We start from the raw sequence: 26,443 nt of genomic DNA on the forward strand, positions 1-26,443 counted from the left end.
ATTGAGAATCATGGCTTACAGCGAAAAGGTCATCGACCACTACGAAAACCCGCGCAACGTCGGCAAGATGAACGCGGAAGATCCTGATGTCGGCACCGGCATGGTCGGCGCACCAGCGTGCGGCGACGTAATGCGCCTGCAAATCAAGGTCAACGATCAGGGCGTTATTGAAGACGCCAAGTTCAAGACCTATGGCTGCGGTTCCGCCATCGCTTCCAGCTCCCTCGCCACCGAGTGGATGAAGGGCAAGACTCTGGATGAAGCGGAAACCATCAAGAACACCCAGCTGGCCGAAGAACTGGCCTTGCCGCCAGTGAAAATTCACTGCTCGGTACTCGCTGAAGACGCTATCAAGGCGGCTGTTCGCGATTACAAGCAGAAGAAAGGCTTGATCTAAGCATTGGGCGACGAGTAAGGAGTCAACGATGGCTATCAGCATGACAGAAGCGGCTGCTCGACACGTGCGGCGCTCCCTCGACGGGCGCGGCAAAGGTGAAGGGATTCGTCTGGGTGTTCGCACCACGGGCTGTTCCGGCCTTGCCTACGTGCTGGAGTTTGTCGACGAGGTGGTTGCAGAGGATCAGGTGTTCGAGAGTCACGGCGAAAAAGTGATCATCGACCCGAAAAGCCTGGCCTACCTGGACGGCACCGAGCTCGATTTCGTCAAGGAAGGGTTGAACGAAGGCTTCAAGTTCAACAATCCCAACGTTCGCGGTGAATGTGGCTGCGGCGAAAGCTTCAACATCTGAGGCTTGTCGTGGGTATTCCTTGTCATTTCGCTTTATTCGAGCTGCAACCGAGCTTCCGTCTGGATCTCGAGCAGTTGGCCACGCGCTATCGTGAGTTGGCGCGCGGCGTTCATCCTGATCGTTTTGCCGACGCTTCCGAGCGTGAGCAGCGGTCGGCACTCGAGCAGTCTGCGCGGCTCAACGACGCTTATCAGACGCTCAAGAGCCCAGCGCAGCGCGCACGCTACCTGCTGACCATCAGCGGGCATGAAGTGCCGATGGAAGTCACGGTCCACGACCCCGAGTTTCTTCTGCAGCAGATGCAATGGCGCGAAGAGCTCGAAGACCTCCAGGACAGCGCCGACCTCGACGGTGTCGCGGTATTCAAGCGTCGCTTGAAAGTGGCTCAGGAAGAACTCAATGAAAGCTTCGCGGCCTGTTGGGGTGATGCAGCGCAACGTGAGCAGGCCGAACGCCTGATGCGGCGCATGCAGTTCCTCGACAAGCTCACCTACGAAGTGCGCCAGTTAGAAGAGCGCCTCGACGATTAACCCAGTGCCGCTCCGGTCGCACGCCTGATATACAGATAAGTCCTGATCACGATGGCCCTACTGCAGATCGCCGAACCCGGCCAAAGTCCTCAACCGCACCAGCGTCGTCTGGCTGTGGGGATCGACTTGGGCACTACCAATTCGCTGGTCGCTGCGTTGCGCAGTGGTCTTTCCGAGCCGCTGGCTGACGCAAACGGGCAGGTCATCCTGCCGTCCGCCGTGCGTTATCACGCCGACCGCGTCGAAGTTGGCGAGTCGGCCAAGCTGGCCGCCGCTTCCGATCCCTTGAACACTGTGCTGTCGGTCAAGCGCTTGATGGGTCGTGGTCTCTCCGACGTCAAGCAATTGGGCGAGCAATTGCCATACCGCTTTGTCGGTGGCGAATCGCACATGCCGTTCATCGACACCGTGCAAGGCCCGAAAAGCCCGGTCGAAGTCTCTGCCGACATTCTCAAGGTTCTGCGTCAGCGCGCTGAAGCGACCTTGGGTGGCGAGTTGGTCGGTGCGGTGATCACTGTTCCGGCGTATTTCGACGATGCTCAGCGTCAGGCCACCAAAGATGCGGCGAAACTCGCCGGCCTCAATGTACTGCGCCTGCTCAACGAACCGACCGCTGCAGCTGTGGCTTATGGGCTGGATCAGCATGCCGAAGGCCTGGTCGCGATTTACGACCTGGGTGGCGGTACTTTCGATATTTCCATTCTGCGTCTGACTGGCGGTGTTTTCGAGGTTCTGGCCACCGGCGGCGACAGCGCGCTGGGCGGCGATGACTTCGATCACGCGATTGCCGGCTGGATCATCGAGAGCGCGGGCCTGTCTGCCGATCTCGATCCGGGCGCACAACGCAATCTGCTGCAAACCGCCTGCGCGGCCAAAGAAGCGCTGACCGATGCGGCCAGTGTTGAAGTTGCCTACGGTGACTGGAAAGCGCCGCTGACCCGTGAAGCCTTTGATGCGCTGATCGAGCCGATGGTTGCACGCAGCCTGAAAGCCTGCCGTCGCGCCGTTCGCGATTCCGGCGTTGAGCTGGAAGACGTGCATGCCGTAGTCATGGTCGGCGGTTCGACTCGCGTTCCGCGTGTTCGCGAAGCTGTTGCCGAAGCCTTCGGTCGTCAGCCTTTGACTGAAATCGATCCGGATCAAGTGGTGGCCATCGGTGCCGCGATCCAGGCCGATACGCTGGCTGGCAACAAGCGTGACGGCGGCGAACTGCTGCTGCTCGACGTGATCCCGCTGTCCCTGGGGCTGGAAACCATGGGCGGTCTGATGGAGAAGGTGATCCCGCGCAACACCACCATCCCCGTCGCTCGCGCGCAAGACTTCACCACTTATAAAGATGGCCAGTCGGCCATGGCGATCCACGTACTGCAAGGCGAGCGCGAACTGATCAGCGACTGCCGCTCGCTGGCGCGTTTCGAATTGCGTGGTATTCCGGCGATGGTTGCCGGTGCGGCGAAGATTCGCGTGACCTTCCAGGTCGATGCCGACGGTCTGCTCAGCGTTTCCGCTCGTGAGCTGGGATCGGGCGTCGAGGCGAGCATTCAGGTCAAGCCATCCTACGGTCTGACCGACGGCGAAATCGCCAAAATGCTCAAGGATTCGTTCCAGCATGCCAATGACGACAAGGTCGCCCGCGTTCTGCGTGAGCAACAAGTCGATGCCCAGCGCCTGATCGAAGCGGTGCAGGGCGCTCTTGAGGTCGATGGCGAGCGTTTGCTTGACGCCGAAGAACGCATGGTCATCGACCTGCAGTTGCAGGAATTGGCTGAACTGATGAAAGGTACTGATGGTTACGCCATCGAGCAGCAGACCAAGCGTCTGTCGCAAGTGACCGATGCTTTTGCTGCCCGCCGCATGGATTTGACGGTGAAAGCCGCTCTGTCGGGGCGCAATCTGAATGAAATCGAGGATATCTGATGCCGCAGGTCATTTTTCTGCCCCACGAGAAGTTCTGCCCTGAAGGCATGGTGGTCGAGGCTGCGCCCGGCACATCGATTCTCGAACTGGCCCACGAACACCACATCGAGATGGAAAGCGCCTGCGGCGGCGTCTGCGCCTGCACCACCTGCCACTGCATCATCCGCGAGGGTTTCGACTCGATGGAAGAGGCCGACGAGCTGGAAGAAGATTTCCTCGATCGTGCCTGGGGCCTGGAAGCGCAATCGCGCCTGGCATGTCAGGCTATCGTCGGTGAAGAAGACATCACCGTCGAAATTCCGAAATATTCGCTTAACCATGCGGCCGAAGCGCCGCACTGACTGGTAAGACTGTCATGAGCTACGGTTGGAATGATGTTCAACGTATTGCAGAAGAACTGGCCGAGGCCCATGCCGGTGTCGACCCGTATTCTGTAGGTTTTGTCCGTCTGAAAGAGATGATCCAGGATCTGCCCGAGTTTGATAGCACTTCTGGCCGTGTCGGCGAGAAAGTGCTTGAAGCGGTTCAGGAGCTTTGGGCCAAAGAATTGGACTGATCGTCTCGCAGGTTAGGCAATACCCAAGAACCCGCGTATAATTCGCGGGTTTAATTTTTCGCAAATTACCGTTTCTGGAGTTACACCATGGCTGTTCAACGCACTTTCTCCATCATCAAGCCTGACGCTGTTGCAAAAAACGTCATCGGCGAAATCACCACTCGTTTCGAAAAAGCCGGCCTGCGCGTTGTAGCTTCGAAACTGAAGCAACTGTCCAAAGCTGAAGCTGAAGGCTTCTACGCTGAGCACAGCGCTCGTGGTTTCTTCGGCGACCTGGTTGCTTTCATGATCTCCGGCCCTGTTGTTGTTCAGGTTCTGGAAGGCGAAAACGCTATCGCTCTGAATCGTGAGCTGATGGGCGCCACCAACCCTAAAGAAGCTGCTGCCGGCACCATCCGCGCTGACTTCGCTGATTCCATCGACGCCAACGCTGTTCACGGTTCGGACTCCGAAGCCGCCGCTGCTCGTGAAATCTCGTACTTCTTCGCAGCTACTGAAGTAACCACTCGCTAAGCATTGGCTTAAGAGTGAAGGTGAATCCATGACTACATCGACTGTAAAAACCAACCTGCTGGGTCTGACTCAACAGGAAATGGAAAAATTCTTCGACTCAATCGGGGAGAAGCGTTTCCGTGCCGGTCAGGTAATGAAATGGATTCACCACTTTGGTGTCGATGATTTCGACGCCATGACGAACGTCAGCAAGGCCTTGCGCGATAAGCTCAAGGCTATTGCTGAGGTCCGTGGTCCCGAAGTGGTCAGCGAGGACATTTCCAGCGACGGCACCCGTAAGTGGGTGGTGCGCGTGGCGTCCGGCAGCTGTGTCGAGACCGTTTACATTCCCCAGGGCAAACGCGGCACTCTGTGCGTTTCGTCCCAGGCAGGCTGTGCCCTGGACTGCAGTTTCTGCTCCACCGGCAAGCAAGGCTTCAATAGCAACCTCACCGCCGCCGAAGTCATCGGCCAGGTGTGGATTGCCAACAAATCTTTCGGCAGCGTCCCGGCAACCGTCGACCGCGCCATCACCAACGTGGTGATGATGGGCATGGGCGAGCCGTTGCTGAACTTCGACAACGTCGTGGCCGCCATGCATCTGATGATGGATGACCTCGGCTACGGGATCTCCAAGCGCCGCGTGACCCTGTCCACGTCGGGTGTGGTGCCGATGATCGATGAGCTGGCCAAGCACATCGACGTGTCCTTGGCGTTGTCCCTGCACGCACCGAATGACGCATTGCGTAACCAATTGGTGCCGATCAACAAGAAGTATCCGCTTAAGATGCTGCTCGAGTCGTGCCAGCGCTACATGTCCGCCCTTGGCGAGAAGCGTGTGCTGACCATCGAGTACACCTTGCTCAAGGACATCAACGATAAAGTTGAGCATGCGGTGGAAATGATCGAGCTGCTGAAGAACATTCCGTGCAAGATCAACCTGATCCCGTTCAACCCGTTCCCGCACTCCGGTTACGAGCGGCCGAGCAACAATGCTATCCGCCGGTTCCAGGATCAGTTGCATCAGGCCGGTTTCAACGTCACTGTCCGCACCACCCGTGGTGAAGATATCGACGCCGCTTGTGGTCAATTGGTAGGGCAGGTGCTGGATCGCACCCGTCGCAGCGAACGTTACATCGCCGTGCGTGAATTGAGCGCCGACAGCGATCTGGCACAGAACGCCGCGAACACTAACTAAGAGAGGATCTCTATGTCCCTGCGCTTTGCGCTGCTGTTGCTGTTGGCCAGCCTGAGTGCTGGTTGTGTCCTGTCGGGTGACTACAACCCGATGAAGACCAGCAAGGGCCGCGATGAAGCGCGGGCAGCGTATGTGCAGTTGGGGCTGGGGTATTTGCAGCAGGGCATGACCGAGCGGGCCAAGGTGCCGCTGAAGAAGGCACTGGATCTGGATAGCTCCGATCCCGACGCCAATGCCGCCCTCGGTCTGGTGTTTCAGGCCGAGATGGAGCCGAAACTGGCCGACGAGCATTTCCGCAAAGCCTTGTCCTCCCGTCCCGCCGATGCGCGCATCCTCAACAACTACGGCAGTTTTCTCTACGAAGAACAGCGTTACAAGGAAGCCTACGAGCGTTTTGAACAGGCCGCCGCCGATACCCTGTATCCTGAGCGTTCGCGTGTGTTCGAGAACCTCGGCATGACCGCATCAAAGCTGGGGCAGCGTGAGTTGGCGCAGCAGCAGTTGGAAAAGGCCCTGCGTTTGAACCGTCAACAACCGCGTGCATTGCTGGAAATGGCTGAGTTGTCCTTCGAAGACAGGCATTATGTGCCCGCACGTGACTATTACGACCGTTTCAGCCTGCTTACCGAGCAAAATGCACGTAGTCTATTGCTCGGCGTTCGGCTGGCAAAAGTGTTTGAAGATCGCGACAAGGCCGCCAGTTACGGCCTGCAATTAAAACGACTCTATCCCGGTACGCCGGAATATCAGCAATACCTGTCGGAGCAATGATGAAAGCGGCGCATCCCGAAGTTGTAGCAGCGAATCGCGTTAACCCCGGTGAGACCCTGCGCCAGGCCCGCGAAAGCAATGGCTGGTCGCTGGCCGAAGTGGCCCTCAAGCTCAACCTCACCGTGACTTCCCTTAGCAATCTTGAAGCCGGCGCTTTCGACAAGCTGCCGGGGCATACCTTCGCTCGCGGTTACATTCGCGCCTATGCCAAGTTGCTCGGTATGGATCAGACCGTTCTGGTTCAGCAATTCGACCAGTCCACCGGCACCGATTCCCAGGGCAGCAACGTCCATGCGCTGGGCCGTATCGAAGAGCCGGTGCGGGTGTCCCACACTATTTTGCGAATCGTCAGCCTGCTGTTGCTGATCGCAGTCATCGGTGGCGGTTTCGTCTGGTGGCAGGATCAGACTTCGCTGCGGAGCAAAGATTTGACCACGCTGGCCCCGGAGCACGTCGAAGTCGAAGGCGCCGATGGCACCACGCAGATTCACCCGATCGACGAGCCGGAAGATCAGGCCGTTGCCGAAGGTCAGGCCGAGGGCGCGACAGCGCTGGCACTGCCACAGTCGGAAACCACCGCTGAATCGACCGGCGCCGAGCCTGCCGCGCCGGCAACTGCTCCAGCTGCTCCGAGTGCAGCACCCGCAGCACCGGTTCATACGCCGGCCCCGGTTGTTGCATCGCCGGCTACCCCGGCCCCAGCTGTTCCGAACACGCCAGCGCCGACTGTCACAGCGCCAGTGGCCCCGGCGGTCAGCGCTCCTGCTGTTGCCGCAGCCGCGCCGGTGGCGGGTCAAGGCCAGGTGTCGGTGCAATTCGTTGCCGATTGCTGGACCCAGGTCAGCGACGGCAGCGGCAAGGTTCTGTTCAGTGGTCTCAAGCGTAAAGGCGACAGCCTGGCGGTTGCCGGCAAGCCACCATTTGCCGTGCGTCTGGGCTATGCCCGTGGCGCGCAGGTCAGCTACAACGGCCAGCCGGTCGATGTCGCTCCGTTCACCAGTGGCGAGACTGCTCGCCTGAAGTTGGGTCAATAAGTCATGCACGGCGAATCTCCAATCAAACGTCGCGTTTCGCGCAAGATCTGGGTCGGCAATGTGCCGGTGGGCGGCGATGCGCCGATCGCTGTGCAGAGCATGACCAACAGCGACACCAATGATGTTGCTGCCACCGTTGCGCAGATCAATCGTCTGGAAGCCGCTGGCGTCGACATCGTCCGCGTATCGGTACCGGACATGGACGCCGCCGAGGCGTTCGGCAAAATCAAGCAACTGGTCAAGGTGCCGCTGGTTGCCGACATTCATTTCGACTACAAGATCGCTTTGCGCGTAGCCGAACTGGGTGTGGACTGCCTGCGAATCAACCCGGGCAACATCGGTCGTGAAGACCGCGTGCGTGCCGTGGTCGATGCCGCCCGTGATCGCGGGATTCCGATCCGCATCGGCGTCAACGCCGGTTCTCTGGAAAAAGACCTGCAAAAGAAATACGGCGAGCCGACGCCAGCGGCGCTGGTCGAGTCCGCTCTGCGCCACGTCGAACACCTCGAACGTCTGAATTTCCAGGACTTCAAGGTCAGCGTGAAGGCCTCCGACGTGTTCATGGCCGTCGAAGCCTACCGCTTGCTGGCGAAAGAAATCGTTCAGCCGCTGCACCTGGGCATCACCGAAGCCGGTGGATTGCGTTCGGGCACAGTGAAATCCGCCGTGGGCCTAGGTATGCTGCTCGCCGAGGGGATTGGCGATACTATCCGCATCTCGCTGGCGGCCGACCCGGTCGAGGAAGTGAAGGTCGGTTACGACATTCTCAAGTCTTTGCATCTGCGTTCCCGTGGCATCAACTTCATCGCCTGCCCGAGCTGCTCGCGGCAGAACTTCGATGTGGTCAAGACCATGAACGAGCTGGAAGGGCGCCTTGAAGACCTGCTGGTGCCGCTGGATGTCGCGGTGATCGGTTGTGTGGTCAACGGCCCCGGCGAAGCCAAGGAAGCCCATATCGGCTTGACCGGCGGCACGCCAAACCTGATTTACATCGACGGCAAGCCGTCGCAGAAACTGACGAATGACAATCTGGTGGACGAGCTGGAAAGGCTGATCCGCGAGAAAGCGGCCGAAAAGGTCGAAGCTGACGCAGCGGTTATCGCGCGCGGCTGAGCCTGACTGAAAGCCGAACGAATTTAAGGATTTAAAGTGAGCAAGTCTCTGCAAGCCATTCGTGGCATGAACGACATCCTGCCCGAGCAGACCCCGCTGTGGCGCTATTTCGAGAGCACCGTTGCGCGCCTGCTGGATAACTACGGTTACAAGCAGATCCGCATGCCGATCGTCGAATTCACCGAGCTGTTCAAACGCTCCATCGGTGAAGTGACCGACATCGTCGAAAAAGAGATGTACACCTTCGAAGACCGCAACGGCGACTCCCTGACCCTGCGTCCGGAAGGCACTGCCGCGTGCGTGCGCGCTGTACTCGAACACGGCATCACCGGCGGTGGTCAGGTGCAGAAGCTTTGGTACATCGGCCCGATGTTCCGCCACGAGCGTCCGCAGAAAGGCCGTTATCGCCAGTTCCACCAGATCGGTCTGGAGGTGTTCAATCTCGACGGTCCGGACATCGATGCCGAACTGATCATCATGACCTGGCGCCTGTGGGGCGAGCTGGGCATCCGTGATGCGGTCAAACTCGAACTCAACAGCCTCGGCACCAGCGAGTCCCGTGGTCGATATCGTGAAGCGCTGGTCGAGTACCTCTCGGCGCACCACGACAAACTCGACGAGGACAGCCAGCGCCGTCTGAAAACCAACCCGCTGCGCGTGCTCGACACCAAAAATGCCGACACTCAAGCGGTGCTGGTCGATGCGCCGAAGATGGCTGACTACCTCGATGACGAATCCCGTGCCCACTTCGAAGGCCTGAAGGCTCGTCTGGATGCCGTCGGCATTCCTTACGTGCTCAACCCGAAACTGGTGCGTGGCCTCGATTACTACAGCAAAACCGTTTTCGAATGGGTCACCGACAAGCTCGGCGCCCAGGGCACTGTCTGCGCGGGCGGCCGTTATGACGGTCTGGTCGAGCAGATGGGCGGCAAGCCAACCACTGGTGTCGGTTTCGCAATGGGTATCGAACGTCTGGTGCTGATGCTCGAAACCCTTGAGCAGATCCCGGAAGAAATCTCCCGTCAGGTCGATGTCTATCTCTGCGCCTTCGGTGAAGAAGCCGAGCTGGCCGGTCTGGCCCTGGCTGAACGTGTTCGCGATCAACTTCCAAACCTGCGCCTGCAAGTCAATGCCGGCGCCGGCAGCTTCAAGAGCCAGTTCAAGAAGGCCGACAAGAGCGGTGCGCTGTACGCACTGATCCTCGGTGACGACGAAATGGCCCAGCAAGTGGTAGGTTTCAAACCCCTGCGTGGCCAGGGCGAACAACAAAGCATTGCCTGGGATGCGCTCGCCGCTCACCTGGCCACCTGCGTCGTGCAGGGTTGAAGCTGTCTAAACAGCCGATTTAGCGATTAAGGAGTATTGGGGTGTCGAGTACCGAAGACGAACAGTTGGCGGATTTGAAGGACTGGTGGACACGCAACGGCAAACCTCTGGTCACCGGCGGCCTGTTGGCGCTGGTTATCGTGTTCGGCTGGCAGGCTTATCACAAGTATCAGAGCAACCAGTCGCAAGGCGCCTCGGTGCTTTATCAGCAATTGCTGGAAACCACGCTGACGCCTGACGGCAAGCCTGATGTTGCCCGTGTTGCGGATCTGGCCGGCAAGCTCAACAGCGAGTTCGGCGGTTCTGCCTACGCGCAGTACGGCAGCCTGTTCGTGGCCAAGGTTGCAGTCGACAGCGGCAAGCTGGACGACGCCGCGACCGAGCTGAAAACCATCGTCGACAAACCGGCCAACCCGGCGCTGGGCGAAATCGCTCGTCAGCGCCTGGCGCAGGTGCTCGGCGCGCAGAACAAGGCCGAAGACGCGCTGAAACTGCTCGACGGCGACGCCGATAAAGCGTTCCTGGCCACTCGCGAAGAACTCAAGGGCGACCTGCTGGTACAGCTGGGCCGTACCGATGACGCGAACAAGGCGTATCAAAAAGCCAAGGCGGCACTGTCGGATGAAGCGGCGGTCGGTGGCCTTCAAATCAAGCTCGACGACCTGGCCAAAGGGGATGCGTGACGTGATCCGTTGGAAGCATGCAGCATTGCTGGCTCTGGCCCTTTTGGCCGCGGGTTGCAGCAGCAACAGCAAAAAAGAATTGCCACCGGCCGAACTGACCGACTTCAAAGAAGAAGTGGTTCTGCACAAGCAGTGGAGTCGTTCGATCGGTGACGGTCAGGGCGAAACCTACAACATGCTGGTACCGGCAGTTGACGGTGACACCATCTACGCTGCCGACGTAACGGGCATCGTGATGGCCATGGATCGCAGCAATGGCGACGTGAAGTGGAAAAAAGATCTTGAACTGCCTGTCTCCGGCGCTGTTGGCGTAGGTTACGGTCTGGTTCTGGTTGGCACGCTGCAAGGCGAAGTCGTTGCTCTGGACACCGTCAACGGTGAAGAGAAGTGGCGTGCTCGCGTGACCAGCGAAGTCCTCGCGCCGCCGGCCAACAACGGCGACGTGGTGGTGGTGCAGACTCAGGACGATCGTCTGATCGGTCTGGATGCTTCCACCGGTACTCAGCGCTGGGTGTATGACAGCACGCCTGCCGTGCTGACCCTGCGTGGCACCAGTGCTCCGCTGGTTACCAACCGCCTCGCGGTGGCAGGCCTGTCGACCGGTAAAGTGGTCGCTCTGGACATTTCCAACGGCGTGCCGGTCTGGGAACAACGGATCGCGATTCCACAGGGTCGTTCGGAACTGGAGCGCGTGGTCGATATCGACGGCGGTCTGCTGTTGTCCGGCGGCACGCTGTACGTTGCCAGCTATCAGGGTCGCGTGGCTGCACTGGATCTGGAAAGCGGCCGTCAACTCTGGCAGCGCGATGCATCGAGCTACGCCGGTATTGCTCAAGGTTTCGGCAGTGTCTACGTAAGCCTGTCTTCGGGTACCGTTGAAGGCGTTGACGAGCGTTCCACCACTGCGCTGTGGAGCAACGACTCGCTGGCTCGCCGTCAATTGTCGGCGCCGGAAGTGTTCTCCAGCTACGTGGCAGTGGGTGACCTGGAAGGTTATCTGCACCTGTTGAGTCAGGTTGACGGTCGTTTCGTCGGCCGCGAGCGCATCGACAGCGATGGCCTGCGTGCCCGTCCGCTGGTGGTGGGTGACACGATTTATGTGTATGGCAACAGCGGCAAACTGGAAGCCCTGACCATCAAGTAACAACTATGCTTGGGGTTAATCCCCAAGCGGCCTTGTATTTACAGGGCTTGCAGCACCCATGGGTGTTGCCCCGAGCACCAGCCGCTGCCTCGCAGCGGCTTTTGTATTTTCTGAAATAACGAAGTGGAGAGCCGCATGGTTCCCGTAATCGCCCTGGTGGGCCGACCGAACGTCGGCAAATCCACCTTGTTCAACCGCCTGACCAGGACTCGCGACGCCATCGTCGGCGACTTGTCCGGTCTGACCCGTGATCGCCAGTACGGTGAGGCCAAGTGGCAAGGGCGTTCCTACATTCTGATCGACACCGGCGGTATCTCCGGTGACGAGCACGGTATGGACGAAAAAATGGCCGAGCAGTCGCTGCTGGCCATTGAAGAAGCAGATGTTGTGCTGTTCCTGGTAGATGCCAAGGCCGGTTTTACCGCCGCCGACCAGATGATCGCCGAGCACCTGCGCAAACGTAACAAGCGTTCCCACGTGGTTGCCAACAAGGTCGACAACATCGACCCGGAAATGGCCCGCGCCGAGTTCGCCCCGCTGGGCATGGGCCACGCGATTCCGATCGCGGGTGCTCACGGTCGCGGCATCACCCAATTGCTGGAAGCCGCCCTGGGCGATTTCCCGCGTGATGATGACGAGCCCGCTGAAGGCGAAGAGGAAGAGATCGTTGCCGAAGGCGAGGAAGCCAAGCGCATTCCAGGCCCGAGTGAAAAAGACGGGATCAAGATCGCTATCATCGGCCGTCCGAACGTCGGCAAATCGACGTTGGTCAACCGCATGCTCGGTGAAGACCGGGTAATCGTCTATGACCAACCCGGCACCACGCGTGACAGTATCTACATCCCGTTCGAACGGAATGAAGAGAAGTACACGCTGATCGACACCGCCGGTGTGCGCAAGCGCGGCAAGATCCACGAAGAAGTCGAAAAGTTCTCCGTGGTCAAAACCCTGCAGGCGATCAAAGACGCCAACGTGGTGATCTTCGTGATGGACGCCCGCGAAGGTGTGGTCGATCACGACCTCAACCTGTTGGGCTTCGCCATCGAGTCGGGTCGTGCGCTGGTGATCGCGATCAACAAGTGGGACGGCATGACGCCGAGCGAGCGTGACTACGTGAAGGTCGAGCTGCAACGTCGACTGTTCTTCGTCGACTACGCTGACATCCACTTCATCTCGGCACTGCACGGTACTGGCGTGGGTAACCTCTACGCTTCCGTGCAGAACTCGTTCAAGTCGGCGGTCACCCGCTGGCCGACCAACCGTCTGACCCAGATTCTCGAAGACGCCGTTGGCGAGCACGCGCCACCGATGGTCAACAACCGCCGGATCAAGCTGCGTTACGCTCACCTCGGTGGCGCGAACCCGCCGATCATCGTGATCCACGGTAACCAGATCGAGAAAGTGCCGAAGTCGTATGTGCGCTATCTGGAGAACACCTATCGCCGTGTGCTGAAGCTGGTCGGTACGCCGATCCGCATCGAGTTCAAGGGCGGCGAGAACCCGTACGAAGGCAACAAAACCACGCTGACCGACCGCCAGGTCAACAAGAAGCGTCGTTTGATGTCGCACCACAAGAAAGCCGACAAAAAACGCCGCGACAAGAAGTGATTCATCACTTCATGTAGGAGCTGCCGCAGGCTGCGATCTTTTGATTTTGCTTTAAAGACAAGATCAAAAGATCGCAGCCTGCGGCAGCTCCTACAGGGGGCGGCAATAAGAAGGGTGCTCAAATGAGCGCCCTTTTTTTATGGGCGCCGGATGGGCTATCCTCGGGCTCTCCCGCGCCGCCGTCAGAGCCGGGTGTTGAGCAGGGAACCCCCGATGATCACCAGTAAGCTGCCGAATGTCGGCATCACTATTTTCACGCAGATGTCTCAGCTCGCGGCGCAGACCGGAGCCATCAACCTGTCCCAGGGTTTCCCTGATTTCGACGGTCCCCAGTCCTTGCGCGATGCGGTAGGTCGGCATATTGCCAGTGGCCATAACCAGTATTCGCCGATGACCGGCCTGCCAGCACTGCGTGAGCAGATTGCGGCGAAGATCGCTCGCAGCTACGGCGTGAAGGTGGATGCCGACACCGAAGTGACGGTGACGCCGGGCGCCACCCAGGCGATCTTCTGTGCGATTCAGGCGGTTATCCACAGCGGCGACGAAGTCATCGTGTTCGATCCGTGCTACGACAGCTACGAACCGGCGACAGAGTTGGCGGGCGGTCGTTGCGTGCATGTGCAACTGCGGCCTGACAATTTCTCCATCGATTTCGACAAGCTTGCTGCTGCGCTGACGCCACGGACGAAAATGATCGTCCTCAACACCCCGCATAATCCGAGCGGCGCCCTGATAAGCCGTGCAGAACTCGATCAACTGGCGGCACTGATCCGTGATCGCGACATATACCTGATCAGCGACGAAGTCTACGAACACCTGGTGTTCGACGGCGTGCCGCATGTCAGTGTGCTGGCCCACGAAGAGCTGTATCAGCGTGCGTTCGTGGTCAGTTCGTTCGGCAAGACTTACCACGTCACTGGCTGGAAAACCGGTTACGTCGTCGCGCCCCCCGCGCTGACCGCCGAGTTGCGCAAGGTGCACCAGTACGTCAGTTTCTGCGGTGTTACCCCGCTGCAATACGCCTTGGCCGATTACATGGCCGAGCATCCTGAGCACGTCGAGGAGTTGCCGGGTTTCTATCAGGCCAAGCGTGATTTGTTCTGCGATCTGTTGGCACCGTCGCGGTTCACCTTCACTCGTGTCACTGGCACCTATTTCCAACTGGTCGATTACTCGCAGATCCGTCCGGACTTGAATGACGTCGAGATGGCGATGTGGATGACCCGCGAACACGGTGTGGCGAGTATTCCGGTGTCGGTGTTCTACCAGAACCCACCTGAAGGCCAGCGCCTCGTGCGTCTGTGCTTTGCCAAACGCGAGGAGACGCTGCGCGAAGCGGCGGCAAAACTATGCGTGATCTGAGTACGTTACCCGACCTCAATCTGGCGTTGATCCAGACCAGCCTGGCCTGGCACGACCGTCAGGCCAACCTTGAGCACTTCGACGCGTTGCTGGAACAGGCGCGTGGGGCGGATCTGATTATCCTGCCGGAAATGTTCACCACCGGTTTCTCCATGGAGTCGGAAACCCTCGCCGAAGTCGAAAACGGCCCGACCAGCAAATGGCTGAAGGCTCAAGCGGCAAAACTCAATGCGGTCATTACCGGCAGCGTGATCATTCAGGCGGCTGACGGCAGCCATCGCAATCGCCTGCTGTGGGCACGCCCCGATGGCGAGGTGCTGCACTACGACAAGCGTCATCTGTTTCGCATGGCCGGCGAGCACAACCATTACACCCCCGGCGAGCGACAGGTGCAGTTCGAGCTCAAGGGCTGGCGGATTCGTCCGCTGATTTGCTACGACCTGCGTTTCCCGGTGTGGAGTCGTGATGCGCAAGACACCGATCTGCTGCTGTACACCGCCAACTGGCCGGGGGCTCGGCGTCTGCACTGGAATCGTCTGCTACCGGCGCGGGCCATCGAAAACCTCTGCTACGTGGCAGCAGTAAATCGTGTGGGGACCGACGGCAAGGGCTTTGCCTACACTGGAGACAGTCAGGTGCTGGATTTCCAGGGCGAGATGTTGCTGGCGGCGGGGGAGGCGGACGGCGTGTTCAAGGCTGTTCTTGAGGCGGCGCCGCTGGCCGCTTATCGCGAGCGATTCCCGGCGAATCTGGATGCGGACACGTTCGAGTTCACCTGAGTTTTGCGCCGTCTGTTCGGGCCTCTTCGCGGGCAAGCCCGCTCCCACAGGGGGTGTGGGTGTACACCCGATTTCATGTACACCGCGAACACTGTGGGAGCGGACTTGCCCGCGATGGGGTCACTGAATTCAATACAAAACCATCAGGCAAAAAAAGGCCCCGGAGTTCGCACTCCGGGGCCTTTTGCATTTCCGCGAAGGCTTAAGCCGCTTTCGCTTCCGGCTGGCTCAACGAGCGGTTCAGTGCACTGAACAGCGCCTTGAAGCTGGCTGTGGTGATGTTTTCATCGATGCCCACGCCGTGTACCGCACGCTCGCCGTTCACTCGCAGCTCGATGTAGGCCGCAGCCTTGGCGTTGGTGCCCGCGCCGATCGCGTGTTCGTTGTAGTCCATGATCTCCACCGGAATCGGCAGGCCGGCCACCAGTGCTTCCAGCGCACCGTTGCCTTTGCCGCGCCAGTGCAGGTTGGTCTCGCCCTGACCCTTGCTCGCCACTTCCACTTCAACATTGCTGTTGCCGTTTTCTTCCTGCAAGCGATGGCTGACCAGCGCGTACGGGGTGTTGGCTTGCAGGTATTCGCTGATCAACAGCGAGTGGATCTGCTTGGCGGTCATTTCCAGGCCGAGACGGTCGGTTTCACGCTGCACGACCTGGCTGAACTCGATCTGCATGCGACGCGGCAGGCTGATGCCGTATTCCTGCTCCAGCAAGTAGGCGATGCCACCCTTGCCCGACTGGCTGTTGACGCGGATCACCGCCTCGTAGCTGCGACCGATGTCGGCCGGGTCGATCGGCAAGTACGGCACCTCCCACAGAGCGTCTGGTTTCTGTTGGGAGAAGCCTTTGCGGATCGCATCCTGGTGCGAGCCGGAGAATGCGGTGTGCACCAGGTCGCCAACGTACGGGTGACGCGGGTGAACCTGAATCTGGTTGCACTCTTCGACGACTTTGCGCACGCCGTCGATGTCGGAGAAGTCCAGTTGCGGGTCGAGGCCCTGGGTGTACATGTTCAGTGCCACGGTGACGAGGTCGACGTTACCGGTACGCTCGCCGTTGCCGAACAGGCAGCCTTCGACGCGATCGGCGCCGGCCATCAGACCCAGCTCGGTGGCGGCCACGCCAGTGCCACGGTCGTTGTGGGTGTGCAGGCTGATGAGCACGCTGTCACGGCGGTTGATGTTGCGGTGGAACCACTCGATCTGGTCGGCGTAGACGTTCGGCGTCGCGCATTCAACGGTGGCCGGCAGGTTGAGGATGATCTTGTGCTCAGGCGTCGGGTTCCAGACCTCGATCACCGCGTCACAGACTTCCTTGGCGAATTCCAGTTCGGTGGCGCTGAAGGTCTCCGGCGAGTATTCGAAAGTCCACTCGGTGTCCGGCTGCATCGCTGCGTATTTGACGAACAGCTTGGCGGCGTTGACCGCGATGGCCTTGATACCGTCCTTGTCCTGGTTGAAGACAATGCGACGGAACGACGGCGAGGTCGCGTTGTACAGGTGAACGATGGCTTTTTTCGCCCCGCGCAGGGATTCGAAGGTGCGCTCGATCAAGTCTTCACGGCCCTGGGTCAGCACCTGAATGGTGGTGTCGTCCGGGATGTGGCCTTCTTCGATGAGGGTACGCACGAAGTCGAAGTCGGTTTGCGAAGCGGCCGGGAACGAAGCTTCGATCTCTTTCACACCGACCTGCACCAGCGTCTTCCAGAAACGCAGCTTTTTCACCGCGTCCATCGGCTCGATCAACGACTGGTTGCCGTCACGCAAGTCAGAGCTGCACCAGATCGGCGCGGCATCGATGGTTTTCGACGGCCAGGTGCGATCCGGCAGATTGATGACGGGGAATGCACGGTATTTCGAAGATGGATCTTTGAGCATGCTCATCGGGAAATTCCTTATTGTCTGGGCCGAAAAGAGGCGGCCTGCCGGTGGAACGAATGTACTTGGAAAAGCGTGGGACGAGGCGCAGCGATTCAGCCCGGCAGTCGTGCGCTGACGAGGCACAGGCTGCGGTGCTGGCGAAGCTGAATAAGGGTGTGAGAGGTTTTCATGCCTTCAACCCTAACCGCGGGTGGGGAGGATGGCAAGCAGTCGAAAAAAATTGAGAGGAATACTCGAAAAGAGAGTTTTTGCGGGATTTTATTGCGCTTTAGATCGCTGATCGTTGTGATACTTGCGCGAGGTTTGATAGAGGCGCAATTGAGGTCGACGGGGTGTCAGGGGTATTTGAATACAGCATAAGCCGCCATCGCGAGCAGGCTCACTCCTAAAGTTGATCGTGTTCACAACACCAGTCCAATGTAGGAGTGAGCCTGCTCGCGATGAGGCCATCAGCTTCGCTCTATTTTTTTAAGGTTGAAAGGCACCAATGAAAATCGCCGGATCCACCCGCGCATCATTCAAGCTGATGTTCCAGTGCATGTGCGGTCCGGTAGCACGGCCAGTCGAACCCACCTTGCCGACGACCGCGCCACGCGCCAGCTGATCGCCGACTTTCACATCAATCTTCGACATATGGCAGAACATGCTGATAAAGCCTTGGCCATGATCGACAAACACCGTGTTGCCGTTGAAAAAATAGTTGCCGGTCAGAATCACTTTACCCGCCGCCGGAGTCTTGATCGGTGTGCCTGCCGGCACTGCGAAATCGAGACCTGCATGGGGATTGCGCTCTTCACCGTTGAAGAACCGGCGGACACCGAACTTGCTCGACAGCGGCCCGTTGACCGGTTTGTCCAGCAGCAGATTGCTCGGTGTGTTCGGGCTGAAACTGCGGTAAGCCTTGATCTGCTCGGCCAGTTCACCTTCGATGCGCTTGAGGTTGGCCGGGTTCGGGTTGACCTGTTGAGTGTTCTTCAGGGTGATGCGTTGTTCCGGGTATTTCTTGTTGCCCACGGTGAACGGCAAATTGCGTCCGCCACTGCTGATCTGCTGTGAACCCGGTTTGACCGTCAGCGGCACGCCAACAATCGCCAGCCAATTGTTCTGCTCTTTCACCACTAGCACCGGTTTGCCCTGATACGTGGCTTTTGGCGCTTGAGCGGCAACGCCCAGATCAACCACCGCCACACCGCCCGGCACCGGTTTGTTCAGCAGGCGGGTGATGTAGCTGTCGGCGTGGGCGTTGAAGGTCAGGCACAACAAAAACAGTGAAGCCAGAAAACGCGGCATGGATCAGTCCAGTAAAGAGAGGGTGACGGGCGTCAGGTGATTGTCCTCGACGCGCACTTGCAGTTCGCCTTCGCCGAGCTTGGCCTTCAGACGCTGACCGGTGTGAGTCTGTGCGGCGTTGCGGATCGCATGGCCGCACTCGTCGAGCAGGATGCTGTAACCACGGCCGAGGGTCGCCAAGGGGCTGACCACATGCAGCGTCTGCATCTGGCTGTGCAATTGCAGACGACGGTTTTTCAGGCCTTCGCGCATGGCGCGGGGCAGGCGTTCGGCGAGGCTGTCCAGACGTTGGCGCAGCATCGCCAATTGCCGTCCCGGATGTTGCCCGGCAAGGCGCGTTTCCAGGCGAATCAGGCGTTCGCGGCGCGTGTTCAGATGACGTTCGAACGCGCGTCGCATGCGCATGTCCAGATCATCCAGACGCTGAGCTTGCTGGCGCAGACGTTCGCCGGGATGGCGCAGGCGTCGGGCCATGCCTTCAAGGCGCAGGCGATCACGCATCAAACGGTCACGCATGCGCATCACCAGACGGCGATGCAGGCTTTCCACCTGACGGATCAAATGGCTGGAGTCGGGGGCGAGCAATTCGGCGGCGGCGGAAGGCGTCGGTGCGCGAACGTCGGCGACAAAGTCGCTGATCGACACGTCGGTTTCATGGCCGACAGCGCTGACAATCGGCGTTACGCAGGCATCGACTGCACGGGCCACGGCCTCTTCGTTGAAACACCAGAGGTCTTCCAGCGAGCCGCCGCCACGGGCGAGGATCAACGCATCAAAGCCGCGGGCATCGGCCATTTTCAGGGCGCGGACGATTTGTGCCGTAGCTTCGCGGCCCTGCACGGCGGTCGGAATCAACGTCAGTTGAACCTGCGGCGCACGGCGGCGGAACACGCTGATGATGTCGCGGATCACCGCGCCGGTCGGCGAGCTGATGATGCCGATGCGCTGCGGATGCGCCGGCAGCGGCACTTTGCGTTCGGCGCTGAACAGGCCTTCAGCACTGAGCTTTTCCTTCAGCGCATCGAAGGCCAGACGCAACGCACCGTCGCCGGCCGGCTCGACAGTGTCGAGAATCAGCTGATAGTCGCCACGGCCCTCGAACAGCGAGACCTTGCCGCGCACCTTCACCGCCAGGCCGTCCTTCAGCGCCTGACGCACGCGCGCCGCGTTCTGCCGGAACAGCGCGCAACGCACTTGGGCGCCACTGTCCTTGAGCGTGAAATAGATGTGCCCGGACGCGGGGCGGGCGAGGTTGGAGATTTCGCCTTCTACCCAGATGTTGCTGAACACGTCTTCGAGCAACACCCGCGCACGGCCGTTGAGCTGGCTGACGGTCAGGACTTCACGGTCCAGGCCAAGTCTTGCAAAGGGATCTTTAATCATGGGGCGCAGTTTAAAGGCATTCCCCCAATCAATGCACGATCCCCTGTAGGAGCTGCCGCAGGCTGCGATCTTTTGATCTTGTTTTTTAGAATCAAAAGATCGCAGCCTGCGGCAGCTCCTACACGGGATTTGTAAAAGTCTGTATGAAGTGTTGGATCAGCGGGGATGGATTCTGGCGGTAGGCGAGGGCGACGGTGCTGTGGCAGTCGGCATTGGCCAGCGGCAGGAATCGTACGCCGGACGGGGCGAGGTCTTGCATCGACTCCGGCAGCAGGGCAATGCCGAAACCGGCCTGAATCAACTGCAATTGCGTGGTCTTGCGCGACATCACTCGCGCCGCTTTCGGGAAAAAGCCCTGACGCATGCACAGGTCGGCACATAGATAGCTAAGGCCGCCGCGCTGTGGATGGGGAATGGAAATGAACGCTTCGTCCTTGAGTTGCGCCAGATCGACCGAGTGCGCCGATGCCAGTTGATGATCGGCCGGAACCGCCAGCAGCAAGCGTTCAGTAAACAGCGGCACAATCTGAATATCTTCCCGCTGACGCAGCACGGGCAGGCGCAGCAAACCAATATCGAGGCGCCCCTCGGCCAGATCCTCAAGCTGCGCTTCCGAGGACAGTTTGCCGATGTCCAGCGATACACCTTGTTGCTGATCGAGGTAGCGACTGATGTCACGCAGCAGACGCCCACTGATCGGTACGGTGCTCGAATGACTCAGGCGCAATGTTCCGAGTTGGCCGTTGCCGACCTCGGTGGCCATGGCACTGGCCTTGTTCAGCTCGTTGAGCAGACTCCTCGCTCGCGGCAAAAATGCTTCGCCCGCCGCAGTGAGTCGAGGCTGGCGCGCGGTGCGTTCGAACAGCGGGGTTTGCAGTCGCGTCTCCATGTCCTTGATCTGTCGGCTCAATGCCGATTGAGCGATGAACAGGCGCTCGGCAGCGGCGCTGAAACTGCCGCATTCGGCGATTTCCACGAAGTAACGCAGTTGGCGGGTTGAAAGCACAAGGTATGCCTTTTCGAGATAGGTGGTCGGCTTTGAAGATATTAGTCGCAACCCTCGGCGCTGGCTAAAGTCATCTCAGGTCAATAAAGGATGCGTGGCGATGAGTGTGCTGGGGCTGTTGAGTGAATGGGCGTGGGGCGTCGAGGGCTGGGCGGTTATCGGCCTGGCCATCGCACTGGCCTATATCGTGTTCGGCATCGCCGGATTTGGCACTGCGCTGGTGGCGGGGCCGATTCTGATTGTGTTTATGCCGTTGTCGAAAATCGTGCCGTTGCTGGTGTTGCTGGATTTCGTTGCGGCGTTCGGCAATCTGCTGCCATCGCGCAAGGACGTGGCCAACCCCGAATTGCTGCGACTGCTGCCGTGTATGGCGGTGGGTTGCACGTTGGGGGTGATCTTCCTGCTCAACCTCAAATCCGATCTGTTGTTGCTGCTGATGGGGCTGTTCATCAGCGCTTATGCGGTTTACAGCCTGTGGGTCAAAGCGCGGCCGGCACAATTGTCAGCGGTGTGGGCGCTGCCGATGGGCACGATCGGCGGCCTGTTCGGGGCGCTGTTTGGCAGTGGCGGCTTTTTATATGCGATCTATCTCAACAGCCGTTTACCGAAAGACGCGGCGCGGGCCACGCAAAGTGCGCTGATCAGTTGCAGCACGGTGGTGCGTTTGAGCCTGTTTGCCATCGCCGGTGTGTATGCCGAGCTACCCTTGTTGATGTTGGCGCTGTGTCTGTTGCCGGCCATGGCGCTGGGGCTGTGGATTGGGCGGCGGTTGACCGTGCGCTTGTCTCGCGAAGCGTTTGTGCGGCTGGTGACGTGGTTGGTGCTGGCGAGCGGGATTGCCCTGATCCTGCGCTATTTCAGCACTTGACCGGATTTCGTCAGGGATTAAGCTGCCGGCCGCCATTCCCTGTAGGAGTGAGCCTGCTCGCGATAGCGTTGTGTCAGCGAATATTGATGTGTCTGACCCACCGCTATCGCGAGCAGGCGAAGGCCTACAAGGGATAATCTCTGTATTTGCAACAGGCTTGTACCCATGAATTCGCAAAGCATCATCGTGCCGAAAATTTCCACGCTGCCGGTCCACGAACCCCGGGCCCGGGCAATCGTGCGCTGGCTGGTGCGCAAAAACATCATCAAAGAAGAGCTGACGACCTGTGGCCGCACTGGCAACCGCATGGCTTACGCGATTGCCGATGGTGCGCGTGCCGTGGTGCTGCATCCACAGGCGTTGCCATTCGGTGAGCCAATCAATGGGCTGGAGATCGTCACCAAACGCTGCATCTATACCCCGGCCAAGGGCTTTCTCGAAGAAGCCGGTTGCGCCGAGTGTCGGCGGGAAGTCGGTGAGGCGCTATTCGACAGCCTCGAAGACTGGATGCCAGGGCGCACCGACAATTTCACCTGCCCCGAATGCGGGCATGAAGACGACATCAACGGTTTTCTGTACTTGCAGGAATGCGCGTTTTCCAACCTCGGCTTCATCTTCAACAACTGGCTGGAAGCAGGCTTCAAGCAGAGCTTCATCGACGAATTCGCCGATTGGCTCGACCAACCTGTCTCTTGGGTCAAGGTGGAACTGTAGCGGCGGGGATTCCCGTACATCAGCAACATTGATATTAAGCTGAGTTTTACATTGAACAGCAGGGGGTGTCTGACTATAATGGCGCGCTTCCATTTTCCCGCTCGGGAGCCCCCGCGATGCTGCGTATCAGCCAAGAAGCTCTGACATTCGACGACATTCTCCTAGTGCCTGGTTATTCCGAGGTGCTTCCTAACGAAGTCAGTCTCAAGACCCGCCTTACCCGTGGCATCGAGCTGAACATTCCTCTGGTTTCTGCTGCAATGGACACCGTTACTGAAGCCCGTCTGGCAATCGCCATGGCTCAGGAAGGTGGCATCGGCATTATCCACAAGAACATGACCATCGAGCAGCAAGCTGCCGAAGTTCGCAAGGTCAAGAAGTTCGAAGCCGGCGTCGTCAAGGATCCGATCACCATCGAGGCAGATGCCACGGTTCGTGATCTGTTCGAATTGACCCGCATGCACAACATTTCCGGCGTTCCGGTCCTGCACGATGGCGACCTGGTCGGCATCGTCACTTCCCGTGACGTACGTTTCGAAACCCGTCTGGAAGCCACCGTACGTGAAGTGATGACGCCTAAAGAGCGTCTGGTCACCGTGCGTGAAGGCGCCGACAAGAACGAAGTCCGCGAGTTGCTGCACAAGCACCGTCTGGAAAAAGTTCTGATCGTTGACGACAAGTTTGCCCTCAAAGGCATGATGACCGTCAAAGACATCGAAAAAGCCAAAGCCTACCCGCTGGCCAGCAAGGACGATCAAGGTCGTCTGCGCGTTGGTGCTGCTGTCGGTACCGGTAAAGATACCGGTGACCGCGTTGCCGCGCTGGTCAATGCCGGTGTGGACGTGGTGGTGGTCGACACCGCTCACGGTCACTCCAAAGGTGTGATCGACCGCGTTCGCTGGGTCAAACAGAATTTCCCTGAAGTGCAGGTGATCGGCGGCAACATCGCCACCGGCGCCGCTGCCAAGGCTCTGGCCGAAGCAGGCGCTGACGCAGTCAAGGTCGGTATCGGCCCTGGCTCGATCTGCACCACCCGTATCGTCGCCGGTGTCGGCGTTCCGCAAATCAGTGCCATCGCCAACGTCGCCGCTGCCCTTGAAGGCACTGGCGTACCGTTGATCGCCGACGGCGGCATCCGTTTCTCCGGTGACCTGTCCAAGGCCATCGTGGCCGGTGCTTCCTGCGTGATGATGGGCTCGATGTTCGCCGGTACTGAAGAAGCCCCGGGCGAGATCGAACTGTTCCAGGGCCGTTCGTACAAGGCTTATCGCGGCATGGGTTCGCTGGGCGCCATGTCCCAGGCTCAAGGTTCTTCCGATCGTTACTTCCAGGACTCCTCGGCAGGCGCCGAGAAACTCGTTCCGGAAGGCATTGAAGGCCGTGTGCCGTACAAAGGCACCCTGAGCGCGATCATTCACCAGTTGATGGGCGGCCTGCGTTCCTCGATGGGTTACACCGGCAGCGCCAACATCGAAGAAATGCGCACCAAGCCTGAGTTTGTGCGGATCACCGGCGCCGGTATGGCCGAATCCCACGTTCACGACGTGCAGATCACCAAAGAAGCGCCAAACTACCGCGTAGGTTGAGCCTTCAAGCAAATCGTTAAGCAACCGGGGCTGTTTTATTCAGCCCCGAGTTGTTTCTGAATCACGACTGTTTCTGAATTACTTAGACGAGACTGAATCATGGCCCTCGACATTCACGCTCACCGCATCCTGATCCTCGACTTCGGTTCGCAATACACCCAACTGATCGCCCGCCGCGTGCGCGAGATCGGTGTGTACTGCGAACTGCACCCGTTCGACATGGACGAAGATGCGATCCGCGAATTCGCTCCAAAAGGCGTCATCCTCGCCGGCGGCCCCGAGTCCGTACACGAAGCCAACAGCCCGCGTTGCCCGCAGGCAGTCTTTGACCTGGGCGTGCCGGTCTTCGGTATCTGCTACGGCATGCAGACCATGGCCGAGCAACTGGGCGGCAAGGTTGAAGGTTCCGAACTGCGTGAGTTCGGTTACGCCCGCGTCGACGTGGTCGGCAAGAGCCGTCTGCTCGACGGCATCGAAGACCACATCGACGCCGACGGCCTGTTCGGCCTCGACGTGTGGATGAGCCACGGTGACAAAGTCACCAAGATGCCGGAAGACTTCCACATCCTGGCCAGCACCCCTAGCTGCCCGATCGCCGGTATGTTCAACGACGATCGTGCTTACTACGGCGTGCAGTTCCACCCGGAAGTGACCCACACCAAGCAGGGCGGTCGCATCCTGTCGCGCTTCGTTCTCGACATCTGCGGCTGTGAAGCCCTGTGGACCCCGTCGAAAATCGCTGAAGACGCCATCGCCAACATCCGCGCACAAGTCGGCACCGACAACGTGCTGCTGGGTCTGTCCGGCGGCGTTGACTCCTCGGTAGTTGCCGCGCTGCTGCACAAAGCCATTGGCGATCAGCTGACTTGCGTCTTCGTCGACAACGGCCTGCTGCGTCTGCACGAAGGCGAGCAAGTGATGGCCATGTTCGCCGAGAACATGGGCGTCAAAGTCATTCGCGCCAACGCTGAAGAGCAGTTCCTGAACAACCTGGCCGGCGAAGCTGATCCAGAGAAGAAACGCAAAATCATCGGCCGCACCTTCATCGACGTATTCGATGCCCAGTCGAACAAACTGGACAACATCAAGTACCTCGCTCAGGGCACCATCTACCCGGACGTGATCGAGTCGGCTGGCGCGAAAAGCGGCAAGGCTCACGTGATCAAGTCGCACCACAACGTGGGCGGCCTGCCGGAAGAGATGAACCTGAAACTGGTCGAGCCACTGCGCGAACTGTTCAAGGACGAAGTCCGCCGTCTGGGCCTGGAACTCGGCCTGCCGTACGACATGGTCTACCGTCACCCGTTCCCGGGCCCGGGTCTGGGCGTGCGGATCCTCGGTGAAGTGAAGAAGGAATACGCCGACCTGCTGCGTCGTGCCGACCACATCTTCATCGAAGAACTGCGCAAAGCCGACTGGTACCACAAAGTCAGCCAGGCCTTCGTAGTGTTCCAGCCAGTGAAATCGGTTGGCGTGGTTGGCGATGGCCGCCGTTACGCCTGGGTCGTGGCGCTGCGTGCCGTGGAAACCATCGACTTCATGACCGCGCGTTGGGCTCACCTGCCTTACGAGCTGCTGGAAACCGTATCCGGCCGCATCATCAATGAAATCGAAGGCATCTCCCGCGTCACTTATGACGTGTCGAGCAAGCCACCGGCGACCATTGAGTGGGAATAATGTCACCGGCCTGAGGGCCGACTGATTGAAATAAAAAACCGCCTGGCGTTCGCGTCAGGCGGTTTTTTTTTAGTTCATCGTGTGCGATCGAGGTGGGTACTAGCACACCTGTACTATAGCTACGCGTATTTCATCGCCCTAAGCTACAGGCAACTTCTGTTGTGGGTTGGCCCCACTTTCTGGAAAACCAATAAGACATCTGCGCGCAGCCGAGTGCCGAGGCGTGGCGGATTCTTGTTCCTCAAATATAAAAACAGCTACAGAAAAAGCATACGGGTGAGTTATGTCTTTCATACATGGAAAGTTAGTTGGAGGTGCCATTGCGCTGTGTCTGGTGGCTGGAGTTTTGAGTGGTTGTGCCAACTCGAATGACATGATGGGTTCAATGAATCTCAATGGCGCAGGTGCGAAGAAGTACGACGAGTCTTATCTGAGGACCGCCATCGTTCGTGGCAAAACCACTAAAAACCAGATATCTCAGATGTTTGGCCCGCCGATGCAGGAACAGGCCGACTCGGACACCATGACTAACTGGACGTACGTGAAAAGCGAAGAAGGGCTGGAGAAGTACGTGAATCTTGCCCACCGATTCGTCTCGTCGGAAACCAGCGGTGCTATTGGCACAGCAACGTCACACGTGGCCAATGCGCAGGGCACCATGAATGAAGTGGCCAGCGTAACCACCGGCAAGACCACCGCCCAAGGGATCAGTTTGAGGATCTTTTTCGAGAACGATATCGTCCAGAATTATTCTGTTTCGCGTTGATTACAGCGCACG

At 59.1% G+C, this 26,443-nt stretch carries 26 protein-coding genes; 22 read left to right on the top strand and 4 right to left on the bottom strand.

Annotation, left to right across the window (positions count from 1 at the left end; translation table 11 throughout):
* The first annotated feature begins 10 nt into the window (after nt 1–10).
* From iscU to JFT86_RS12540, 17 genes are all read left to right on the top strand, one after another.
* Nucleotides 11–397: a Fe-S cluster assembly scaffold IscU gene (gene iscU, locus JFT86_RS12460; RefSeq protein WP_003227907.1), complete on the top strand. Its 387-nt coding sequence runs from the start codon at nt 11–13 to the stop codon at nt 395–397.
* 28 nt (nt 398–425) lie between these two features.
* Nucleotides 426–749, top strand: a complete 324-nt coding sequence (gene iscA, locus JFT86_RS12465; protein WP_003227904.1) for an iron-sulfur cluster assembly protein IscA — start codon at nt 426–428, stop codon at nt 747–749.
* Between the two features lie 8 nt (nt 750–757).
* Nucleotides 758–1,279 carry a co-chaperone HscB gene (gene hscB / locus JFT86_RS12470; RefSeq protein ID WP_201236915.1) on the top strand — a complete coding sequence of 174 codons (522 nt, stop codon included), beginning with the start codon at nt 758–760 and terminating at the stop codon, nt 1,277–1,279.
* A gap of 51 nt (nt 1,280–1,330) precedes the next feature.
* Nucleotides 1,331–3,196, top strand: a complete 1,866-nt coding sequence (gene hscA, locus JFT86_RS12475; RefSeq protein WP_201236916.1) for a Fe-S protein assembly chaperone HscA — start codon at nt 1,331–1,333, stop codon at nt 3,194–3,196.
* Complete coding sequence (gene fdx, locus JFT86_RS12480) at nt 3,196–3,537, top strand: ISC system 2Fe-2S type ferredoxin (RefSeq protein WP_007916885.1); 342 nt, start codon at nt 3,196–3,198, stop codon at nt 3,535–3,537. Before hscA ends, fdx begins: the two co-directional genes overlap by 1 nt.
* A 14-nt stretch (nt 3,538–3,551) precedes the next feature.
* Complete coding sequence (gene iscX, locus JFT86_RS12485) at nt 3,552–3,752, top strand: Fe-S cluster assembly protein IscX (RefSeq protein ID WP_201228399.1); 201 nt, start codon at nt 3,552–3,554, stop codon at nt 3,750–3,752.
* A gap of 87 nt (nt 3,753–3,839) precedes the next feature.
* Complete coding sequence (gene ndk, locus JFT86_RS12490; protein WP_007916882.1) at nt 3,840–4,265, top strand: nucleoside-diphosphate kinase; 426 nt, start codon at nt 3,840–3,842, stop codon at nt 4,263–4,265.
* Between the two features lie 28 nt (nt 4,266–4,293).
* Nucleotides 4,294–5,442: a 23S rRNA (adenine(2503)-C(2))-methyltransferase RlmN gene (gene rlmN, locus JFT86_RS12495; RefSeq protein WP_016984373.1), complete on the top strand. Its 1,149-nt coding sequence runs from the start codon at nt 4,294–4,296 to the stop codon at nt 5,440–5,442.
* A gap of 12 nt (nt 5,443–5,454) precedes the next feature.
* A complete protein-coding gene (gene pilW / locus JFT86_RS12500; protein WP_201236917.1) occupies nt 5,455–6,213 on the top strand; it encodes a type IV pilus biogenesis/stability protein PilW in 759 nt (252 codons plus the stop codon).
* The gene (locus JFT86_RS12505; protein ID WP_201236918.1) at nt 6,213–7,247 is read left to right on the top strand and encodes a RodZ family helix-turn-helix domain-containing protein; all 1,035 of its coding nucleotides are present in this window, start codon (nt 6,213–6,215) and stop codon (nt 7,245–7,247) included. The genes pilW and JFT86_RS12505 overlap by 1 nt, the downstream gene beginning before the upstream one ends.
* A 3-nt stretch (nt 7,248–7,250) precedes the next feature.
* Nucleotides 7,251–8,360 (top strand): flavodoxin-dependent (E)-4-hydroxy-3-methylbut-2-enyl-diphosphate synthase, encoded by a 1,110-nt coding sequence (ispG, locus tag JFT86_RS12510; RefSeq protein ID WP_201236919.1) that lies wholly within the window; start codon nt 7,251–7,253, stop codon nt 8,358–8,360.
* Nucleotides 8,361–8,396: 36 nt separating this feature from the next.
* Nucleotides 8,397–9,686, top strand: coding sequence for a histidine--tRNA ligase (gene hisS / locus JFT86_RS12515; protein ID WP_201236920.1), 1,290 nt, complete (start codon nt 8,397–8,399; stop codon nt 9,684–9,686).
* A gap of 41 nt (nt 9,687–9,727) precedes the next feature.
* Nucleotides 9,728–10,369 carry a tetratricopeptide repeat protein gene (locus JFT86_RS12520; protein ID WP_103304544.1) on the top strand — a complete coding sequence of 214 codons (642 nt, stop codon included), beginning with the start codon at nt 9,728–9,730 and terminating at the stop codon, nt 10,367–10,369.
* Nucleotides 10,362–11,513 (top strand): outer membrane protein assembly factor BamB, encoded by a 1,152-nt coding sequence (bamB, locus tag JFT86_RS12525; protein ID WP_201236921.1) that lies wholly within the window; start codon nt 10,362–10,364, stop codon nt 11,511–11,513. The genes JFT86_RS12520 and bamB overlap by 8 nt, the downstream gene beginning before the upstream one ends.
* Before the next feature lie 135 nt (nt 11,514–11,648).
* Nucleotides 11,649–13,121 (top strand): ribosome biogenesis GTPase Der, encoded by a 1,473-nt coding sequence (der, locus tag JFT86_RS12530; RefSeq protein ID WP_201236922.1) that lies wholly within the window; start codon nt 11,649–11,651, stop codon nt 13,119–13,121.
* A 213-nt stretch (nt 13,122–13,334) separates the two neighbouring features.
* Nucleotides 13,335–14,483: a pyridoxal phosphate-dependent aminotransferase gene (locus JFT86_RS12535; RefSeq protein WP_201236923.1), complete on the top strand. Its 1,149-nt coding sequence runs from the start codon at nt 13,335–13,337 to the stop codon at nt 14,481–14,483.
* A complete protein-coding gene (locus tag JFT86_RS12540) occupies nt 14,471–15,262 on the top strand; it encodes an amidohydrolase (protein ID WP_201236924.1) in 792 nt (263 codons plus the stop codon). The genes JFT86_RS12535 and JFT86_RS12540 overlap by 13 nt, the downstream gene beginning before the upstream one ends.
* 202 nt (nt 15,263–15,464) lie before the next feature.
* Here the strand turns inward: JFT86_RS12540 and leuA are convergent, their stop codons facing one another.
* The 4 genes from leuA to JFT86_RS12560 all read right to left on the bottom strand — a co-directional run bounded on the left by leuA (nt 15,465) and on the right by JFT86_RS12560 (nt 20,820).
* A complete protein-coding gene (gene leuA, locus JFT86_RS12545) occupies nt 15,465–17,144 on the bottom strand; it encodes a 2-isopropylmalate synthase (RefSeq protein WP_201236925.1) in 1,680 nt (559 codons plus the stop codon).
* Nucleotides 17,145–17,609: 465 nt separating this feature from the next.
* Entirely contained in the window at nt 17,610–18,431 is an 822-nt protein-coding gene (locus tag JFT86_RS12550) for a peptidoglycan DD-metalloendopeptidase family protein (RefSeq protein WP_201236926.1), read from the bottom strand.
* Between the two features lie 3 nt (nt 18,432–18,434).
* The gene (gene xseA / locus JFT86_RS12555) at nt 18,435–19,814 is read right to left on the bottom strand and encodes an exodeoxyribonuclease VII large subunit (protein WP_201236927.1); all 1,380 of its coding nucleotides are present in this window, start codon (nt 19,812–19,814) and stop codon (nt 18,435–18,437) included.
* Nucleotides 19,815–19,932: 118 nt separating this feature from the next.
* On the bottom strand, nt 19,933–20,820 hold the full coding sequence (locus tag JFT86_RS12560) for a LysR family transcriptional regulator (RefSeq protein ID WP_201236928.1): 888 nt from the start codon (nt 20,818–20,820) through the stop codon (nt 19,933–19,935).
* A gap of 100 nt (nt 20,821–20,920) precedes the next feature.
* On the opposite strand from JFT86_RS12560, the gene JFT86_RS12565 reads away from it, so the two are divergent.
* The 5 genes from JFT86_RS12565 (at nt 20,921) to JFT86_RS12585 (ending at nt 26,431) form a co-directional block, all read left to right on the top strand.
* Nucleotides 20,921–21,688, top strand: coding sequence for a sulfite exporter TauE/SafE family protein (locus JFT86_RS12565; protein WP_201236929.1), 768 nt, complete (start codon nt 20,921–20,923; stop codon nt 21,686–21,688).
* A gap of 165 nt (nt 21,689–21,853) precedes the next feature.
* Nucleotides 21,854–22,402, top strand: coding sequence for a sugar ABC transporter ATPase (locus JFT86_RS12570; RefSeq protein ID WP_201228387.1), 549 nt, complete (start codon nt 21,854–21,856; stop codon nt 22,400–22,402).
* Nucleotides 22,403–22,518: 116 nt separating this feature from the next.
* Nucleotides 22,519–23,988, top strand: a complete 1,470-nt coding sequence (gene guaB / locus JFT86_RS12575) for an IMP dehydrogenase (RefSeq protein ID WP_201236930.1) — start codon at nt 22,519–22,521, stop codon at nt 23,986–23,988.
* Nucleotides 23,989–24,087: 99 nt separating this feature from the next.
* Complete coding sequence (gene guaA / locus JFT86_RS12580) at nt 24,088–25,665, top strand: glutamine-hydrolyzing GMP synthase (RefSeq protein ID WP_201236931.1); 1,578 nt, start codon at nt 24,088–24,090, stop codon at nt 25,663–25,665.
* Between the two features lie 385 nt (nt 25,666–26,050).
* The gene (locus JFT86_RS12585; protein WP_242489272.1) at nt 26,051–26,431 is read left to right on the top strand and encodes a hypothetical protein; all 381 of its coding nucleotides are present in this window, start codon (nt 26,051–26,053) and stop codon (nt 26,429–26,431) included.
* Nucleotides 26,432–26,443: the final 12 nt, after the last annotated feature.

The sequence above is a fragment of the Pseudomonas sp. TH06 genome (assembly GCF_016651305.1).
Lineage (GTDB): Bacteria > Pseudomonadota > Gammaproteobacteria > Pseudomonadales > Pseudomonadaceae > Aquipseudomonas.

Bases quoted from the DNA above. Each gene is read 5' to 3' on its own strand.
- iscU (WP_003227907.1), top strand. From the start codon at position 11: ATGGCTTACAGCGAAAAGGTCATCGACCACTACGAAAACCCGCGCAAC.
- iscA (WP_003227904.1), top strand. From the start codon at position 426: ATGGCTATCAGCATGACAGAAGCGGCTGCTCGACACGTGCGGCGCTCC.
- hscA (WP_201236916.1), top strand. From the start codon at position 1,331: ATGGCCCTACTGCAGATCGCCGAACCCGGCCAAAGTCCTCAACCGCAC.
- fdx (WP_007916885.1), top strand. From the start codon at position 3,196: ATGCCGCAGGTCATTTTTCTGCCCCACGAGAAGTTCTGCCCTGAAGGC.
- iscX (WP_201228399.1), top strand. From the start codon at position 3,552: ATGAGCTACGGTTGGAATGATGTTCAACGTATTGCAGAAGAACTGGCC.
- ndk (WP_007916882.1), top strand. From the start codon at position 3,840: ATGGCTGTTCAACGCACTTTCTCCATCATCAAGCCTGACGCTGTTGCA.
- rlmN (WP_016984373.1), top strand. From the start codon at position 4,294: ATGACTACATCGACTGTAAAAACCAACCTGCTGGGTCTGACTCAACAG.
- pilW (WP_201236917.1), top strand. From the start codon at position 5,455: ATGTCCCTGCGCTTTGCGCTGCTGTTGCTGTTGGCCAGCCTGAGTGCT.
- JFT86_RS12505 (WP_201236918.1), top strand. From the start codon at position 6,213: ATGAAAGCGGCGCATCCCGAAGTTGTAGCAGCGAATCGCGTTAACCCC.
- ispG (WP_201236919.1), top strand. From the start codon at position 7,251: ATGCACGGCGAATCTCCAATCAAACGTCGCGTTTCGCGCAAGATCTGG.
- bamB (WP_201236921.1), top strand. From the start codon at position 10,362: ATGCGTGACGTGATCCGTTGGAAGCATGCAGCATTGCTGGCTCTGGCC.
- der (WP_201236922.1), top strand. From the start codon at position 11,649: ATGGTTCCCGTAATCGCCCTGGTGGGCCGACCGAACGTCGGCAAATCC.
- JFT86_RS12535 (WP_201236923.1), top strand. From the start codon at position 13,335: ATGATCACCAGTAAGCTGCCGAATGTCGGCATCACTATTTTCACGCAG.
- JFT86_RS12540 (WP_201236924.1), top strand. From the start codon at position 14,471: ATGCGTGATCTGAGTACGTTACCCGACCTCAATCTGGCGTTGATCCAG.
- leuA (WP_201236925.1), bottom strand. From the start codon at position 17,144: ATGAGCATGCTCAAAGATCCATCTTCGAAATACCGTGCATTCCCCGTC.
- JFT86_RS12550 (WP_201236926.1), bottom strand. From the start codon at position 18,431: ATGCCGCGTTTTCTGGCTTCACTGTTTTTGTTGTGCCTGACCTTCAAC.
- xseA (WP_201236927.1), bottom strand. From the start codon at position 19,814: ATGATTAAAGATCCCTTTGCAAGACTTGGCCTGGACCGTGAAGTCCTG.
- JFT86_RS12565 (WP_201236929.1), top strand. From the start codon at position 20,921: ATGAGTGTGCTGGGGCTGTTGAGTGAATGGGCGTGGGGCGTCGAGGGC.
- JFT86_RS12570 (WP_201228387.1), top strand. From the start codon at position 21,854: ATGAATTCGCAAAGCATCATCGTGCCGAAAATTTCCACGCTGCCGGTC.
- guaB (WP_201236930.1), top strand. From the start codon at position 22,519: ATGCTGCGTATCAGCCAAGAAGCTCTGACATTCGACGACATTCTCCTA.
- guaA (WP_201236931.1), top strand. From the start codon at position 24,088: ATGGCCCTCGACATTCACGCTCACCGCATCCTGATCCTCGACTTCGGT.
- JFT86_RS12585 (WP_242489272.1), top strand. From the start codon at position 26,051: ATGAATCTCAATGGCGCAGGTGCGAAGAAGTACGACGAGTCTTATCTG.